General features: G+C 58.8%; 15 protein-coding genes. All 15 read right to left on the bottom strand.

Annotation, left to right across the window (positions count from 1 at the left end):
• Positions 1 to 94 precede the first annotated feature (94 nt).
• Positions 95 to 1,093 carry an RNA polymerase sigma factor RpoS gene (gene rpoS / locus Q668_RS13125; RefSeq protein ID WP_022990075.1) on the bottom strand — a complete coding sequence of 333 codons (999 nt, stop codon included), beginning with the start codon at positions 1,091 to 1,093 and terminating at the stop codon, positions 95 to 97.
• Positions 1,094 to 1,282: 189 nt separating this feature from the next.
• On the bottom strand, positions 1,283 to 2,050 hold the full coding sequence (locus Q668_RS13120) for a peptidoglycan DD-metalloendopeptidase family protein (RefSeq protein WP_022990074.1): 768 nt from the start codon (positions 2,048 to 2,050) through the stop codon (positions 1,283 to 1,285).
• Positions 2,051 to 2,348: 298 nt separating this feature from the next.
• A complete protein-coding gene (locus tag Q668_RS13115; RefSeq protein WP_036219973.1) occupies positions 2,349 to 3,323 on the bottom strand; it encodes a DUF368 domain-containing protein in 975 nt (324 codons plus the stop codon).
• On the bottom strand, positions 3,323 to 3,979 hold the full coding sequence (locus tag Q668_RS13110; RefSeq protein WP_022990072.1) for a protein-L-isoaspartate(D-aspartate) O-methyltransferase: 657 nt from the start codon (positions 3,977 to 3,979) through the stop codon (positions 3,323 to 3,325). The genes Q668_RS13115 and Q668_RS13110 overlap by 1 nt, the downstream gene beginning before the upstream one ends.
• Positions 3,976 to 4,746 carry a 5'/3'-nucleotidase SurE gene (surE, locus tag Q668_RS13105; protein WP_022990071.1) on the bottom strand — a complete coding sequence of 257 codons (771 nt, stop codon included), beginning with the start codon at positions 4,744 to 4,746 and terminating at the stop codon, positions 3,976 to 3,978. Before surE ends, Q668_RS13110 begins: the two co-directional genes overlap by 4 nt.
• Positions 4,747 to 4,766: 20 nt before the next feature.
• The gene (gene truD / locus Q668_RS13100) at positions 4,767 to 5,825 is read right to left on the bottom strand and encodes a tRNA pseudouridine(13) synthase TruD (protein ID WP_022990070.1); all 1,059 of its coding nucleotides are present in this window, start codon (positions 5,823 to 5,825) and stop codon (positions 4,767 to 4,769) included.
• On the bottom strand, positions 5,822 to 6,301 hold the full coding sequence (gene ispF / locus Q668_RS13095) for a 2-C-methyl-D-erythritol 2,4-cyclodiphosphate synthase (protein WP_022990069.1): 480 nt from the start codon (positions 6,299 to 6,301) through the stop codon (positions 5,822 to 5,824). Before ispF ends, truD begins: the two co-directional genes overlap by 4 nt.
• Positions 6,302 to 6,346: 45 nt before the next feature.
• Positions 6,347 to 7,048 (bottom strand): 2-C-methyl-D-erythritol 4-phosphate cytidylyltransferase, encoded by a 702-nt coding sequence (gene ispD, locus Q668_RS13090; RefSeq protein WP_036219982.1) that lies wholly within the window; start codon positions 7,046 to 7,048, stop codon positions 6,347 to 6,349.
• Between the two features lie 143 nt (positions 7,049 to 7,191).
• A complete protein-coding gene (locus Q668_RS13085; protein ID WP_022990067.1) occupies positions 7,192 to 7,464 on the bottom strand; it encodes a septum formation initiator family protein in 273 nt (90 codons plus the stop codon).
• A gap of 199 nt (positions 7,465 to 7,663) precedes the next feature.
• Positions 7,664 to 8,959: a phosphopyruvate hydratase gene (eno, locus tag Q668_RS13080; RefSeq protein ID WP_022990066.1), complete on the bottom strand. Its 1,296-nt coding sequence runs from the start codon at positions 8,957 to 8,959 to the stop codon at positions 7,664 to 7,666.
• Positions 8,960 to 9,162: 203 nt separating this feature from the next.
• Entirely contained in the window at positions 9,163 to 10,008 is an 846-nt protein-coding gene (gene kdsA / locus Q668_RS13075; RefSeq protein WP_022990065.1) for a 3-deoxy-8-phosphooctulonate synthase, read from the bottom strand.
• A gap of 2 nt (positions 10,009 to 10,010) precedes the next feature.
• The gene (locus Q668_RS13070) at positions 10,011 to 11,639 is read right to left on the bottom strand and encodes a CTP synthase (protein ID WP_022990064.1); all 1,629 of its coding nucleotides are present in this window, start codon (positions 11,637 to 11,639) and stop codon (positions 10,011 to 10,013) included.
• An 88-nt stretch (positions 11,640 to 11,727) separates the two neighbouring features.
• Positions 11,728 to 13,068 carry a tRNA lysidine(34) synthetase TilS gene (gene tilS / locus Q668_RS13065; RefSeq protein ID WP_022990063.1) on the bottom strand — a complete coding sequence of 447 codons (1,341 nt, stop codon included), beginning with the start codon at positions 13,066 to 13,068 and terminating at the stop codon, positions 11,728 to 11,730.
• Complete coding sequence (gene accA / locus Q668_RS13060) at positions 13,052 to 14,005, bottom strand: acetyl-CoA carboxylase carboxyl transferase subunit alpha (protein WP_022990062.1); 954 nt, start codon at positions 14,003 to 14,005, stop codon at positions 13,052 to 13,054. Before accA ends, tilS begins: the two co-directional genes overlap by 17 nt.
• Before the next feature lie 103 nt (positions 14,006 to 14,108).
• The gene (gene dnaE, locus Q668_RS13055; protein WP_022990061.1) at positions 14,109 to 17,591 is read right to left on the bottom strand and encodes a DNA polymerase III subunit alpha; all 3,483 of its coding nucleotides are present in this window, start codon (positions 17,589 to 17,591) and stop codon (positions 14,109 to 14,111) included.

Raw genomic sequence — 17,591 nt, 5'->3', positions numbered from 1 at the left:
GCATTTACCACCTGGTTCTCATTTGATGCCACATTAAACAAAAAAGCCGGCCATGTGACCATGACCGACTTGCCTGTGTAGTGCGTCAGATGTGTTAGTTAAACAGCAGATTACCTGACAGACCGTCCTTCTCCAGGATTTCCCGCAAGCGACGCAGGGCTTCTACCTGAATCTGCCGTACCCGTTCGCGGGTCAGGCCAATCTCCTGCCCCACCTCTTCCAGGGTACTGATGGGATAACCCCGCAAACCGAAACGGCGAGACAACACTTCCTGTTGCTTGTCACTCAGCTGGTCTATCCACTTTTCCAGGCTGGAGCAGATATCGTCATCCTGCAGCACATCGGCGGGATCAGACGCACCTTCATCGGCCACGGTGTCCATCAGGGACTTGTCACTCCCCACACCGATAGGCGTATCCATGGAGGCCACCCGTTCGTTCAGCCCCAGCATACGCTTTACGTCTGCGACCGGCTTATCCACCATCCGGGCAATCTCTTCCGCCGTTGGCTCATGGTCCAGCTTCTGGGTGAGCTCCCGGGCCGCACGCAGGTACAGGTTCAGTTCCTTGACCACGTGAATCGGCAAACGGATGGTGCGGGTCTGGTTCATGATCGCCCGCTCGATGGTCTGGCGGATCCACCAGGTGGCGTAGGTAGAGAACCGGAAGCCCCGCTCCGGGTCGAACTTCTCGACCGCACGAATCAGGCCCAGGTTACCTTCTTCGATCAGATCCAACAGAGTGAGCCCGCGGTTCACGTAACGCCGGGCAATCTTGACCACCAGCCGAAGGTTGCTTTCAATCATGCGCTTGCGACCAGCCTCTTCGCCCTTACGGGCCAGGCGCGCAAAGTACACTTCTTCTTCAGGTGTCAGTAAGGGAGAGAAACCGATTTCGTTAAGGTATAACTGGGTGGCATCCAGCTGCTTTGCGCTGGTGAAGTATTTGCCCTGGGCCGGAATATCCTCTTCGGTTTCCGCCACCGGGTCTTCAGCCGTGGCCTTATCAGGCTTGTCCTCGGCCAAGATATGATCGTCTGCGTCGTCCATCTCTGCAACGCGATCAATGATGATGTCTTCTTGCTCTGCTGACATTACGTTACCCCGCCTCTCAATAATCCTGTTTTCGCCCGATACTTCTTGTTATTGCGGGCTTTCAATGTTGGTTTTCTTCAGGACAGTTGCTTGTTGGCTGGCAATCACCGTTGCCATTCTTGTTCTTGTCTTGTGCGGTATCAGTCAGGACGTCGGGTAATCAACGAGGGAACTTCCGGCTCCCCTGATTTATCGTCTGGGCAGGTATCGGGACGGGTCTACCGGATTGCCATTCTTGCGAATCTCGAAGTGCAACATCGGCTTGTCTGTCCCTGTACTTCCCAGCTCGGCGATTACCTGTCCGGCTTTAACATCCTCCCCTTCCTGCACCAGAATCTTGCGGTTGTGTGCGTAGGCGCTCAGATAATGTTCGTTGTGATTCACAATAATCAGGTTACCGTAACCAAGCAACCCGCTTCCCGCGTAAACCACATTTCCATTAGCTGCAGCCTTCACAGCATCCCCGGGTTTTCCGGCAATATCAATACCTTTATTGACTTTTCCAGATGTGGAATATGTTGCAATAACAGTGCCACCGTGCGGCCAGTGCCATCGCACATTGGCCACCGTCTGACTGCTGCCGGAAGCCGAACCGGCCGGGCGGGTAGTTCGGGTGGAAGGAGGCGTTGTCGCCTTCGGGCGCTGGGTTACCGCCTTGGGGCGCGGGGCGGGAGCAGTGCTGCGCGGGGCAGATGCCGTTCTGGTGCTTTCGGGAATCCGGCCTTTCTTGTCCAGTCGCAGCACCTGGCCCACCTGCAGGTTCCAGGGCGGCGCCAGGCCATTGGCATTGCCCAGCTCGCGGTAGTCCCGGCCATAACGCCATGCAATCCGGTACAGGTTCTCGCCCTTCTTGACCACATGGGTACCCCAGTAAACCGGGGGGTTGTACAGATTGTCCTGATAGATGGCGTTCGTGTTACAGCCGGATAGGGGCAACAGGAGGGCGAGCAGGAGCAAGGCGGCTGCTCGCGTCAGGCGACCGGGGCGCCTGCAACACGGGGTTCCTGTCAGGGCCGAAGCCCTGACACGGAATGCTGCTTGATGGCGCCCGCTAAAGAGAGTCACGTATAAAAAATGCCTGATTATGATAAAACCGTATAAGAAACCATCCGTCCAGGATGCAACTTCTCATGTTTCAGGACTAACTTGTTAATATATTGCACAATTCACAATCGAATCCAAGTTACCCGGCACACAGGATTGTTACCTTCTGAAACAATCAAATTGTGCGCCAGGTAACACTTTTCCCGGTTTACTAACCGGCCTTACCCTGCCTTTGAGCAGAGAAACGTCCTGCATACTCCAGGGCCAGCACCAGCACCAACCCAGCCAGGGCCATCATCACTGCAACGACAACCTGCGGATCCTGCCCGGTTAAAGCGGCCCAGCTGTCCGGTGTAACCGGGGCCTGGCTCAAGGGTACCTCCTGGCCTTTGCTATTGGTGCGCCAGCTCAGGGTTTGCTGCCAGGGCCATACCTTGCTCAGGGCACCGATCATAAAACCGGTCAGCAGCGCCAGCACCGTGTCGTGGAAATGCCGGAATGCCAGGGTGGTCAGCCGGGCCACAGACAACAGCCCGGTCAGACAACCCAGCAGGAACAGCCCCAGGTGGGCCACCTCGAATGACTTTATGGCGGCCAGTACCGGCGAGTACATACCGATAATCACCAGCAAAAAACTGCCGGATATGCCGGGCAGGATCATCGCACAGATGGCCAGGGCCCCGGCTCCGAAAAATGCCAGCTGTGAGGGTGCCACTTCACTGGCCGGCAGCGTGGTTACCCACCAGGCAAACACAATTCCAGCACAGAGAGGCAGCAGCAGGAACGGCGAAAAACGACGGACCTGGCGCCCCACGTGCCATACCGAGGCAACGATCAGGCCGAAGAAAAAGCTCCAGATCAGGATCGGATGGCTGTCCAGCAGCCAGGTAATCAGCGAAGCCAGGCTGGCCACACTGGCAACCACACCAGCCAGCAGGGTCACCAGGAAAGTGCCGTCAATGGCTTGCCAGAAGCCGCGGATGTCACCTTTCAGAAACTGGCGCACGAACGCGACCGGGGCCGCACTGATGGCCTCCAGCAACCGGAAGTAAATGCCGGTAATAAACGCGATGGTGCCCCCGGAAACCCCCGGAACAATATCCGCCGCGCCCATCGCCATGCCCCTTAAAAACACAGCCACCGGATGGTGGCTGCGATTCACCGATGAGTCCGGGCTATGCTCCATTAACGAACCACTCCGCCAAGCAGGGGCACAAACCGCACCGGTTCCAGCTCGCGGCGCTCGAAACTGTCGCCCCTTCGGATGATCTCGACCAACACCTGATTCTCCTCTCCTACCGGTGCGATCAGCACACCACCATCGGCCAGCTGATCCAGTAATTCCCGGGGCACCTCTACCGGCGCCGCCGTCACAATAATGCCCTCAAACGGACCTTTTTCAGGCCAGCCCATGCCACCGTCGGCATGTTTGAGCATCGCATTACGAATGTTCAGTTGCCGCAAACGCTCCCTGGCCCGATCCTGCAGCGGCTTGATACGCTCCACGCTGAAGATTTCACGGAACGCCTGGGACAACACCGCGGTCTGGTAACCGGACCCGGTTCCCAATTCCAGCACACGCTCCGGTTCGTGGGCCAGTAACAATTCCGTCATCCGGGCGACGATATAGGGTTGCGACAGGGTCTGCCCGTAACCGATGGGCAATGACGTGTCTTCGTAGGCACGGTGTGACAGTGCCTCGTCCAGAAAGATATGCCGGGGAACCTGGCCGATAATCTCCAGCACCCGGTCCGACTCGATACCCGCTTCCCGCAATCGCTGCACCAGGCGCAAACGGGTGCGCCGCGAGGTCATGCCGATGCCTTCAAGCGGGGCATTCATTGCGACACCTCCCCGAAGTCCTCAAGGTCATCGACCCAGTCTTGCAGTCGGGTCATTGCCTCGTGTCGGGTCATGTCGATGTGTACGGGGGTGACCGAAACAAAGCCGTTCTGAACCGCGTGGAAATCCGTGCCCGGGCCGGCATCGCCACCGCCACCGGCGGCACCGATCCAGTAACGGCGCTTGCCTCTCGGGCAGGTTACCGGCACAACACCCTCGGCCCGGTCACGATGCCCAAGCCGGGTCACCTGGATACCAGCCAGCTCACTCCAGGGCAGGTCCGGTACATTCACATTGAGAATCGAGCGGGGGCCCAGGGCCAGGTATCGCTTGTGTTCCAGCAGCAGCCGAACCACCCGCGCGGCGGTTTCATAATGGAAGTGGCCGTTATTAACCAGGGACACTGCAATAGCGGGCAGGCCAAGGTGACGGCCTTCTGTAGCCGCGGCCACCGTGCCGGAATAGATAATGTCGTCGCCCAGGTTGGCGTGGGTATTGATACCGGAAACCACCCGGTCAAACGGCTTGTCGAAAAGACCGTTAACGGCCAGGTGAACGCAGTCGGTGGGTGTGCCATCTACCGACCAGAAGCCACTGGGGTGCTTTTCTACCGTCAGGGGCCGGCTCAGGGTCAGGGAATTGCTGGCCCCGCTGTGATCACGGTCCGGGGCAACTACGGCAAGTTCGCCCAGCCCCTGCAACCCTTCGAACAGGGCCATCAGGCCAGGCGAATGCACGCCATCATCATTCGACAACAGAATACGCACAGTGTTCTCCGCTAGCTTTCTTAGTATTTATTATCCCGGCTGAGGCTCATGTCCTGCAGCTCGAATACATCGGCCAGTACCGTGGTGGCGTACTGGCCCGGTGGCAAGGCGAACTGTAACCGCAGGGTATTATCGTCCTGCCATTGCCACTGAAACTTGTCCGGGCGCGTAACCAGCGCCCGGCGCTCGGGCTTCATACGGGTACTCAGAAACAGTCGTTCGAATTCCGGATGGCCCGCCACTACGGAACGCTCAAGCTGCTCCTGCTCACCGGTCGCCGTAGTGCCGCCATCACCCCACAAGGGGCCTGTCGGGCTGCCATGGGCCTCCGGTTCGCCGGCCATGGCCTCAAACCAGTTCCCGGCCTCTACCCTTGCGGCCAGCACCTCGTTGAACAGCCACGAACGTGCCGCCGAAAAGTACAATACGTTTTTCGAACCACTTCCGCCACCACGATGACGACCGCCTTTCTTCCGGTTCAGACGGGAAACATCAAGATTCACCGCCCGCTCCAGGTTGCCGCCCTGAAAACCGAAGCGCTGGGGCCCGAAATAATTCGGCGCACCCCGCTCCGCAAGCAACGCCAACGCAGCCTCCATTGCCGGCCTGTCGCCCTGAACCTCGCGCAACACCAGCTCGAACCCGTTGGCCTGGTGTTCGCCCCGGCGCAGCTTGCGGGCGTGGCGACGCCAGTTCAGAACCCGCCAGCGCTCGCCAATAGCACTGAGCAATTCCGCATCAGAGGCTTCCCGCCCCGGGCAGTAAAGACTGAACCACTGCGACGTTACCGCATGACGATCCTTCAACCCGCAAAAGCCCACTTCGAAAGCCTTGCAGCCAGCCAGCTGGGCCAGCTCCCGGGCCACGAACTCGGTATTGTCCCCGGACTTTTCCAGCCGCACACAGAGATGCTCACCGGCACCTTCGGCACCACCGGCCAGGCCTTCGACCTCCGGCCACAAAGACTCGGTTACCCGGAAATCTTCAGGGGACACCTTCAACCGGGCAGAACCCACCCGCTGCCCGGAAGAAACCGGCCACTCCAGCCGCCAACGTGGCTCTACCGAAGCATCCGTCACAGGCTGACCGCCTCAAGCAGGCACACCGCCTGGCAAGCAATCCCCTCACTCCGGCCGGTGAACCCCAGCTTTTCGGTGGTGGTGGCCTTAACACTGACCCGATTAACCGGCACCCCCAGGTCCTCGGAAATATTCATTCGCATCGCCTCCACATGAGGTGCCATCTTCGGCGCCTGGGCAATAATCGTGGTATCCACATTCACCACAGCAAAGCCTTCCTCCAATACCCGCTGCATCACCCGACGCAACAGATCCCGGCTATCGGCCCCCGCCCACTCGTCGCTGGTGTCCGGAAAAAAATGCCCGATGTCACCCAGCGCCACCGCACCGAGCAGGGCATCCGCCAGTGCATGCAACAGCACATCGCCATCCGAATGGGCTTTCAGGCCATGACTATGGGGAATTTCAACACCACCCAGAATGACAGAACTGCCCTCACCAAAGGCATGGACATCAAAGCCCTGACCAATGCGCATCATCGTCTCCGAGAAAAACAGAAATAAACAAGAGGCGGGAAAACCCTACAGCCGACCCAGAATAAACTCGGCCAGCGCAAGGTCCGACGGCACCGTAACCTTCAAGTTATCCGGCCGCCCTTCCACCAGAACAGGCATCTTACCGGAAAACTCCATCGCAGAGGACTCATCGGTAACCCCGTGACCACTTTCCAGACAGGATTCAAGAGCGGCCCTGAGCGCACCAAACCGAAACATCTGCGGCGTCAACGCCCGCCACAACCGACTCCGATCCACCGTCTGCGCCACCTCTGGCGGAATGCCGTCATCCACCAGCTTCAAAGTATCCGCCACCGGCGCCGCCAGCAGTCCGCCAACCGGGTGCTCAGAAAGGGTATCAATCAGATTGGAAAGATCATCGGCATGCAAACAAGGCCGCGCCGCATCGTGCACCAGCACCCAATCCGACTCATCCGCCTGCTCCGCCAGCGCATGCAACGCCGAAAGCACCGAATCCGCCCGTTCCTTGCCACCAGTACAGGTCTGGATACGATCGTTTCTGGAGGATTCACTATCCGGCCACCAGTGATCCGCCGGGTTCAACGGCACCATGCAGCCCTTGAACGGCGCGTTATCCAGTAAACGGGAGAGGGTAATATCTAGGATAAAGCGGTTATTGATCTTGAGGTACTGCTTGGGACATTCAGCTTTCATGCGCTGGCCGATGCCGGCGGCAGGAACAACAAGCCAAAGAGATGGTTTATACATGATCGCACGCACAATGTTTGGAGAAGTGACGGGGGTGTCCTTTCCGGGAATGTCTGTGGCCAGGGATGGCCACAGTCAAGCGCACATGGATGTGCTTGTAGCGTTTCCCGGAAAGGACACCCCCGGCGCTTCTAACTCCAGAACTAATTCTCGACGACCAGAAAGAATGTCTCGTCTTCGCGAATTAGCCCGAGATTCATGCGGGCACGCTCTTCCACCGCCCCCTGCTCGTTACGAAGATTCCGCACCTCCGCATAAAGCCGGTCATTACGCCCCGCCAACCCGGCATTCTCCGCCCGCTGCTCAGCAATCGCCTTCTCCAACGACCAAACCTGCGCAAAGCTACCCTCCCCGACCCACAGGCGAACCTGCAGCAGGAGAATCAGCACTACCAGAATGGCCCAAAGCGTTTTCATGCCAAATCAGCTCAGAAAATAACCAGATTTATCGAAAGAGTCGAAGGTCAAGTATAGACCTTATAGTAGATTAGCAACAAATTCTTGTAAGTCACTGTACAAAAAGGCCATCGTGTCCGAATTTTCATCCGGAACGCGATGGCCTTAACATTTTGTTACTTACCAGCGCGCGCTGGCAGACTCAAAAATGTCGCGGGTCTTAACCCTGACCCTTGATCTCGCTCAGGCCACGGTAAGGTGCCTTACCTTCCAGCGCCTCTTCAATACGCAGCAGCTGGTTGTACTTGGCAACCCGGTCTGAGCGGCACAGAGAACCGGTCTTGATCTGGCCGGCACAGGTCGCAACCGCCAGGTCAGCAATGGTGGTGTCTTCCGTTTCACCGGAACGGTGAGAAATCACCGCCGTGTAGCCGGCGTCCTGAGCCATCTTGATGGCATCCAGAGTTTCAGACAGGCTACCGATCTGGTTGAACTTGATCAGGATGGAGTTACCAACGCCCTTCTCGATGCCCTGCTTCAGGATCTTGGTGTTGGTGACAAACAGATCATCACCAACCAGCTGCACCTTGCTGCCCAGCTTGTCAGTCAGGATCTTCCAGCCATCCCAATCGCTTTCGTCCATGCCATCCTCGATGGACACAATCGGATAACGCTCACACAGGCCTGCCAGGTAATCGGCGAAGCCTTCGGAATCAAAGCTCTTGCCTTCACCAGACAGCTGATACTGACCGTCTTTGTAGAACTCGGAAGAGGCACAATCCAGCGCCAGGGTTACGTCTTTGCCCAGTTCATAGCCAGCGTCTTCAACAGCTTGCTTGATCGCAGCCAGGGCCGCTTCATTGGACGGCAGGTTCGGCGCAAAACCACCCTCGTCGCCCACCGCTGTGTTCAGGCCCTGAGACTTCAACACTTTCTTCAAGCTGTGGAAGATCTCGGCGCCGACACGCAGAGCCTCTGCAAAGCTCTTCACAGCAACCGGCTGAACCATGAACTCCTGGATGTCCACGTTGTTATCCGCGTGCTCACCACCGTTCAGAATGTTCATCATCGGTACCGGCATGGAGAATTCGCCGGGAGTGCCGTTGATGTCAGCAATGTGCGCATACAGCGGCTTCTTCAGAGAAACAGCAGCCGCCTTGGCCGCTGCAAGGGAGACTGCCAGAATGGCGTTGGCGCCCAGGTTGGCCTTGTTCTCGGTGCCGTCCAGATCCAGCATAATCTGGTCCAGACCACGCTGATCCGCAGAATCTTTACCGACCAATGCATCACGAATCTTGCTGTTTACCGCATCAACCGCTTTCAGGACGCCCTTACCCAGATAACGAGAAGCATCACCATCACGCAGTTCCAATGCCTCACGGGAACCGGTGGAAGCACCAGAAGGCGCACAAGCGGTACCAATGGTGCCGTCTTCCAGAATAACATCGGCTTCAACGGTAGGGTTGCCGCGGGAATCCAGAACCTCACGGGCTTTGATGTTGGCAATCTTGGTCATTCCAGTGAATCTCCGTTTGTTCAATATCTTAAAGGTTATAAATTAGTTAGATCGAGAGCGGGCGGGGATGGCTTTATGAAACTGTGCGGAGCCATGGATGGCGGAGCCCAAGCGTCACATGGACGTGCCGCAAGGAGCGTGTTTCATAAAGCCATCCCCCACCTGCTCGTACTCCCGAACAGGACTAAAACGAACACCGCCAATCAGGCGGTGTCGATAGGTTTAAAACTTTTTACCAGGTCATCCACAGCTTTCACCCGCTGCAGGAACGGCTCCAGCTGGCTCAGGCGCAGGGCGCAGGGGCCGTCACACATAGCCTTGTCCGGGTCAGGATGGGCTTCCAGGAACAAACCTGCCAGGCCCTGGGACATACCAGCCAGCGCCAGGTCGGTCACCTGGGCGCGTCGGCCACCGGCCGAGTCGGCACGGCCACCAGGCATCTGCAGGGAGTGGGTGACGTCAAAGAACACCGGCACGTTCATCTGCTTCATGATGCCGAAGCCCAGCATGTCGACCACCAGGTTGTTGTAGCCGAAGCTGCTGCCGCGCTCGCACAGGATAACCTGGTCGTTGCCGGCTTCTTCGCACTTGGTGATGATGTGCTTCATTTCCTGGGGAGCCAAGAACTGGGCTTTCTTGATGTTGATGACCGCACCGGTCTTGGCCATGGCCACCACCAGGTCGGTCTGACGGCTCAGGAATGCCGGCAACTGGATGATGTCGCAGACTTCAGCTGCAGGCGCCGCCTGCTCCGGTTCGTGCACGTCAGAGATGATGGGCACGCCGAATTTGCTTTTGATGTCTGCCAGGATCTGCAGCCCCTTCTCGAGGCCGGGGCCCCGGAAGGAGTTGATGGACGAGCGGTTGGCCTTGTCGAAGGAGGCTTTGAACACGTAAGGGATGCCGAGCCTGTTGCAGACATCCACGTACTTTTCGGCCACTTCAAACGCCAGTTCCCTGGACTCGAGTACGTTCATGCCGCCGAACAGCACAAAGGGCTTGTCGTTGGCGATTTCGATTCCCGAGACGTTCAGGTTGCTGCGGGCCATGCTCAGGATCCCTTTTTGTTGGCCAGTGCTGCCTCAACAAAGCCCTTGAACAGCGGGTGGCCGTCGCGGGGTGTCGAGGTGAATTCCGGGTGGAACTGGCACGCCACGAACCACGGATGTTCCGGCGCTTCCACCACTTCAACCAGTTTGCCGTCAGCGGAGCGGCCGGAGATGATCAGGCCAGCCTCTTCCAGTTTTGGCAGGAAGTGGTTGTTGACTTCGTAACGGTGGCGATGACGTTCGCGAATGGTTTTCTTGCCGTAGCAGGCGGCGATGCTGGAGCCGTCCGTCAGTACGCAATCCTGGGCGCCAAGGCGCATGGTGCCGCCAAGGTCAGACGCTTCGGTGCGTGCTTCGGTAGCACCACTGGCGTCGAGCCACTCGGTAATCAGGCCGACGACCGGCTCCGGGGTGTGCTCACGGAACTCGGTGCTATGGGCGTCTTTCAGGCCGGCCACGTTACGGGCGTATTCGATAACCGCCACCTGCATACCCAGACAGATGCCCAGATACGGAACCTTGTTCTCACGGGCATACTGAACCGTGCGGATCTTGCCTTCCACGCCACGCTCACCAAAGCCACCGGGCACCAGGATTGCATCAGCAGATTCCAGCACGGCGGTGCCGTCACGCTCGATGTCTTCGGAATCGATATAGTTGATGTTCACCTTGGTGCGGGTCTTGATGCCGGCGTGCAGCAGGGACTCGATCAGGGATTTGTAGGCGTCCAGCAGCTCCATGTACTTACCGACCATGGCGATGGTGACTTCCTGCTGCGGATTCATCAGGGATTCCACAACAGCGTCCCACTCGCCCAGGTCTGCTTCACGGGCATCCAGGCCGAAGCGCTCGATAACCAGCTGGTCCAGTCCGTATTCGTGCAGCATGCGCGGAATGGCGTAGATGGACTTGGCATCCTGCATCGGGATGACCGCACGCTCTTCCACGTTGGTGAACAGGGCAATCTTGCGACGGGAGCTGGCATCCACTTCGTGCTCGGAGCGGCACAGCAGAATGTCTGGCTGCAGGCCGATGGAGCGCATTTCTTTCACGGAATGCTGGGTCGGCTTGGTTTTGATCTCGCCGGCGGTGGCAATGTAGGGCACCAGGGTCAGGTGCATGAACAGGGCACGCTGAGAGCCTACTTCCACCTTCAGCTGGCGACAGGCTTCGAGGAACGGCAGGGATTCGATATCGCCCACTGTGCCGCCGACTTCAATCAGTGCCACGTCGGCACCGGCTGCGCCTTCAACCACACGGCGCTTGATTTCGTCGGTGATGTGCGGGATCACCTGCACAGTACCGCCAAGATAATCGCCACGACGCTCTTTGCGGATAACTTCTTCGTACACCCGGCCGGTGGTGAAGTTATTGCGCTTGCTCATGGGGGTACGAATAAAGCGTTCGTAGTGGCCCAGGTCAAGGTCGGTTTCCGCGCCGTCTTCGGTGACAAAAACCTCACCGTGCTGGAACGGGCTCATGGTGCCGGGGTCCACGTTGATGTACGGGTCCAGCTTGAGAATAGTGACCTTCAGGCCGCGTGCCTCGAGGATGGCTGCCAGTGAGGCAGACGCAATACCTTTGCCTAATGAGGACACGACACCGCCGGTGACGAAAATATAACGCGTCATGCAGATTCCGTGATTATCTGGTTCGGTGAAGGAGGGAGATTGTTCATCTCAAGATGGGACGCCAGACTACCAGAAAGCCCCTCTGTACTCAATCACAATCCCTCTCCACAATCAGCCGCCAGCCGGTGGCAGGGGCGCCTCCCGAGTATTGTTCAGAACACCACAAATCGCCAATCCCGATCAGCTCTTCACCCTCGCTGGTTTGCCGCCAAACCAGCGGTAATACTGAGCGCTCCCAGGGTGGAACGGACTGTTCCTGCAGCCAGGTTTTCAAAGCACGGGAGGGCTTACCCGGGGCCAGCCGGACACGCTCACCGCCCTGCCTCGTAGATACCCTTATTGGCGGCGGCGTTGTTTGCTGTTCTGCCGGGACAACCGATTCCAGCGACAGCAACCAGCCGGGCCAACGCACTGGCGACCCGGGGGAAAGCGCTACTGGCTCTGGCGCGGGAAGATTATCCGGCACCAGGTAGATATGCCCCCGGTAACGGCGCAAGCTGAATCCATCGCCCCGGAGCTCCGGCTCCCGATCCTCTCCGGCTTCAAGCAGTTCAGCCAGAACCTGGTCCCAGCCAGCCAAAGCCGGCGGCGGGAAAGCCTCGCGCTGAATCCACCAACGCACCAGGTTGCGGCGCTCGAGGGCACTCAGGGCGGAGAACGGCTCAATCGCGAGGCGGCCGTCATCGGAACAGGTCTGCCACTGAAGCTCCGCCAGGCGTTGATTCAGCTGGTCACTTTCGGCACAGGATCGGGCACTGTGGGCAACCCGTTTCAACAAACCGGGCCAACGGTCCTTCAGGCCAGGCAGAACACTGTGGCGCAGGTAATTGCGGTCGAACTGCGGGCTCTGGTTGCTGGGGTCTTCCACCCAGCGTACACCAAGTTTCGTCGCCACCTGCTCCAGCCTGTCGCGACTGACCCCGAGCCAGGGCCGGTACAGGGTGCCCTTGCCTAACGGCCGCGTTTTCGGCATTCCGGCCAGCCCGCTGACACCGGAGCCCCGCAACAGCCGGAAAAGGACCGTTTCTGCCTGGTCATCGGCGTGGTGGGCCATCAATAACATGTCGCCCGGGTTCAGGGTGTTGTGAAACACCTCATAACGGGCTGTACGGGCCGCATCTTCCAGGCCGCCAGCACCCCTGGCACCAACCGGGACATCCACCCGCGCAACGGACAATTCAACACCCAGCTGCTCGCAGACATCCCGGCAGAATTGCTCGGTCTGCTGATGATTGGGCTGGAGCTGATGATTGATGTGCAGGGCAGTAACAGAGGGGTGGCAGGCAGAGGCAGCCTGCAATAACAGCGTGGAATCCAGGCCGCCGCTGAAGGCCACCCAGAGACGGGAGTATTCGGGAAGTTGACTGACCGGCCCGAGCAGGTCGCCGGGCCAGCCAGAAGCCCGGGCGGTGTTACCGCCCGCCTTCATACTTGGTTAAGCGCTCGTAACGGCGGCTTACCAGCTCGTCCAGGGGTAAACGGCTCAGCTCGTCAATGCCCTGACCCAGGGTCGTTTTCAGGGTCTCGGCCATTTTTTCCGGATTGCGGTGGGCACCACCGAGGGGCTCCGCAATCACGTTATCCGCAACACCCAGCTCTTTCAGGCGCTGGGCAGTTACACCCATAGCTTCCGCAGCCTGGGAGGCATACTCCGCACTCTTCCACAAAATCGACGCGCAACCCTCAGGGGAGATAACCGCGTAGGTTGAGTACTGAAGCATGTTCAGCTGGTCGCACACGCCAATGGCCAGTGCACCACCGGAGCCACCCTCACCGATTACGGTGGAGATAACGGGGGTTTTCAGGCGCGACATCACCGCCAGGTTAAAGGCGATAGCTTCACTCTGGCCACGCTCCTCGGCGCCGATACCGGGATAGGCGCCCGGGGTATCGATAAAGGTCAGGATCGGCATCTTGAAGCGCTCGGCCATTTCCATCAGGCGCAGGGCCTTACGGTAGCCTTCCGGGCGCGGCATGCCGAAGTTGCGCTTGACCTTGTCACGCACTTCGCGGCCTTTCTGGTGACCAATCACCATCACGGGTTTGTTGTCCAGGCGAGCGGTGCCGCCAATGATGGACAAATCATCCGCATAGCGACGGTCGCCGTGCAGTTCGTCAAAATCTTCAAAAATCAGGTCGATATAGTCCTGGGTGTAGGGGCGGCGCGGATGGCGGGCCAGGCGGGCTACGTCCCAGGGCTTGAGGTCTGAAAAGATGGTTTCCGTCAGGCTGACGCTTTTCTTCTTCAGACGACTGATTTCATCAGTGATATTGATGTCGGTGTCGTTACCCACCATGCGAAGCTCTTCAATCTTGGCTTCCAGGTCGGCGATCGGCTGTTCGAAATCCAGGTAATTAGGGTTCATGATGTTCCATCATTTGCTTGCCAGGTGGGCGGTCAACCCACCATAACCAGAATTTGGGACAAAGATAGCAGCGCAAAACGCTCAACTAAAGCGGACATTGGTCTTAATCATAGACCAACTCCACCGACTTCTCTCCCACCAGGTGTTTCAACTCGAACAACAGGTTGTCATCGGGCTGCACCCGCCAGGACGGCCCCAGCTCAATCCGGGTGCTGGCCTCGGCACTGCTGTATTCGATCCACACCGGGCTGCCTTCGTTACGGAACTGCCGCAGCGTGTCGTCGAGTTTGTCCAGCAGGCCGTTCTGCAGCTGTTCAGCATGCAGGGCCAGCCGGATACCCCGGCTGAACTGCTGCCGGGCGGTGGCCACGTCCATCACCGAGCTGACCCGCATTTTCATCTGTCCGGAATAATCATCGTGGCTGACCTGCCCTTCCACCACAATCACCTGGTCCGACTGCAGCAATTCGCGGTTTTCGAAGAATGCTTCCGAGAACAGCGTGGCCTCAATGCGGGCGCTGCGGTCATCCAGGGTGATAAAGCACATGGTGGAGCCGGTACGGGTTTTCATGGTGCGCTGGGCCACCACCAGCCCGGCCACCCGCTGGGGCGACTTGTTGGGCTTGAGGTCAGCAATGGAATTACGGACAAAGCGCCGCACTTCCCGCTCGTATTCGTCGAACGGGTGGCCGGTAAGGTAAATACCCAGGGTGTCTTTCTCACCCTTGAGCCGTTCTTTCTCCGGCCACTCGCGCACGTTGGCCACATCTGCGTAGGGATCACCGTCTTCGCCGCCGCCTTCGAGCATTTCGCCGAACATATCCACCATGCCAGCGGCATCGTTACGGGATTGCTGGTCGGCTTGCTGTATGGCCTTCTCGATGCTCGCCATCAGCTGGGCACGGCCCGCGCCCAACTTGTCCATCGCACCGGAGCGGATCAGGGCTTCCATGGCCCGCTTGTTCACCTTTTTCAGGTCGATGCGACGGCAGAAATCGAAGATATCCTGGAACGGGCCGTCTTTCGCCGCCTCAACAATACTTTCGATAGGACCCTCACCCAGGCCCTTGATCGCGCCCAGGCCGTAAACAATCTGGCCATCGTCATTCACCGTGAAGGTGTAGGCAGAACGGCTGACGTCCGGTACCAGCAGGTCCAGCTTCATGTTCCGGCACTCTTCCACCAGCGTGACCACCTTGTCGGTGTTCTGCATATCGGCGGTAAGTACCGCAGCCATGAACTCGGCCGGGTAGTGGGTTTTCAGCCACAGGGTCTGGTAGGACACCAGCGCGTACGCTGCGGAGTGCGATTTGTTGAAGCCGTAGCCGGCGAACTTTTCTACCAGGTCGAAGATATTCTCGGCCAGGGTCTTGTCGATGCCGTTGTTTTCGCAACCGTCCAGGAAGATGGCCTTCTGTTTCTCCATCTCCTCAGGTTTTTTCTTACCCATGGCCCTGCGCAGCATGTCTGCACCACCCAGCGTATAGCCGGCCATCACCTGGGCAATCTGCATGACCTGCTCCTGGTACAGGATGACCCCGTAAGTGGGCTCCAATACCGGCTTCAGGCCTTGATACTGATAATCCGGGTGCGGGTAAGACATCGGCTGGCGACCATGCTTACGGTCGATAAAGTCGTCTACCATGCCGGACTGCAGCGGCCCCGGGCGGAACAGGGCCACCAGGGCGATCATGTCTTCCAGGGAGTCCGGCTGCAGGCGTCGGATCAGGTCTTTCATGCCGCGGGATTCCAGCTGGAACACCGCGGTGGTCTCGGCCTTTTTCAGCAGGTCGAACGAGGGCTTGTCATCCAGCGGAATGGTGCTGATGTCCAGGTCAACAAGCCCGCGCTCTTGCCGGCGCGGGTTGATCATGCCCAGGGCCCACTTGATGATGGTCAGGGTCCGCAGACCCAGGAAGTCGAACTTCACCAGCCCGGCGTCTTCCACATCCCCTTTATCGAACTGGGTGACCAGGCTTCCGCCCTCATCGTCGCAATACAGCGGCGAGAAATCCGTAATCTTGGTGGGCGCGATCACCACACCCCCTGCGTGTTTACCGGCGTTCCGGCACACGCCTTCAAGCTTCAGGGCCATTTCCCAGATTTCCTGGGCTTCTTCATCCTGCTCCAGGAATTCCTTGAGCTGGGGCTCCTGTTCGATGGCCTTGTTGAGGGTCATGCCCACTTCAAAGGGAATCAGCTTGGAGAGCTTGTCTGCCAGGCCGTAGGATTTGCCCTGCACCCGGGCAACGTCCCGCACCACCGCCTTGGCGGCCATGGTACCGAAGGTGATGATTTGGGAAACCGCTTCCCGGCCGTATTTCTGGGCGGTGTATTCGATGACCCGGTCCCGGCCTTCCATACAGAAGTCGACGTCGAAGTCGGGCATGGATACCCGTTCCGGGTTCAGGAACCGCTCGAACAGCAGGTCGTATTCCAGCGGATCCAGATCCGTAATCAGCAGCACATAGGCCACCAGGGAGCCAGCACCGGACCCCCGGCCCGGGCCCACCGGCACGCCGTTGTTCTTGGCCCACTTGATGAAGTCCATAACGATCAGGAAGTAACCCGGGAAGCCCATCTGGATGATGATATCCAGCTCGAACTTCAGGCGCTTGGCGTATTCTTCGCGCTTCTGGTCGTATTCCGGGTCATCCTTGCTCAGGGTTTTCGCGAGGCGCATCTCCAGACCTTCTTCCGACACCTTTCGGAAGTAGTCGTCCATGGTCATGCCATCCGGGATCGGATAGTTGGGCAGGAAGTACTCGCCCATGCGCACTTTCACGGAACAGCGTTTGGCGATTTCTACGGTGTTCTCGACGGCCTCGGGAATGTCCGAGAACAGCTCGATCATTTCCTCGGCGCTACGCAGGTATTGCTGGTCGCTGAAGCGGCGGTCCCGTCTGGGGTCATCCAGGGTCCGGCTTTCACCAATACAGACACGGGCCTCGTGGGCTTCGAAATCGTCCGCCTGCAGGAAGTGCACATCATTGGTAGCCACCACCGGCAGGCCCAGTTCAGCTGCCAGTTCCACGCTCATATGCAGGCAGTCTTCATCGCCGGCCCGGCCGGTACGCTGCAGCTCCAGGTAATAGCTGTCCGGGTACAGGTTCATCCAGTATTCGGCTCGCTCACGGGCCAGTTCCGGCTTGCCCGCCAGCAAAGCCTTGCCCACATCCCCCATCTTGGCACCGGACAGGGCAATCAGCCCCGCCGGCCGGGCTTCCAGCCATTCCTTGCGGATAATCGGCTTGCCGTAGCGCTGGCCTTCGGTATAGCCGAGGGAGATGATTTCGGTGAGGTTGAGGTAACCGTCGTTGTTGCGGGCCAGCAGGGTCAGGCGGAACGGGTTTTCCGGCTCATCCGGGTTTTCCAGCCACAGGTCCGCACCGATGATCGGCTTGACGCCGGCGCCCATGGCGGCCTTGTAGAAGCGCACCAGGGAGCACATATTGGATTGTTCGGTCAGGCCGACGGCGGGCATGCCCAGCTCCGCCACGCGGCCGATCAGCGGCTTGACCCGAACCAGGCCATCCACCATGGAATATTCGGAATGTACACGCAGGTGAACGAAAGTGTTTGCCAT

Origin of the sequence: Marinobacter sp. ES-1 (assembly GCF_000475255.1) — a bacterium.
GTDB lineage: Bacteria > Pseudomonadota > Gammaproteobacteria > Pseudomonadales > Oleiphilaceae > Marinobacter > Marinobacter vinifirmus.
Note: the sequence above shows the minus strand (reverse complement) of the source record. Positions and strands in the feature narration are given on the sequence as shown.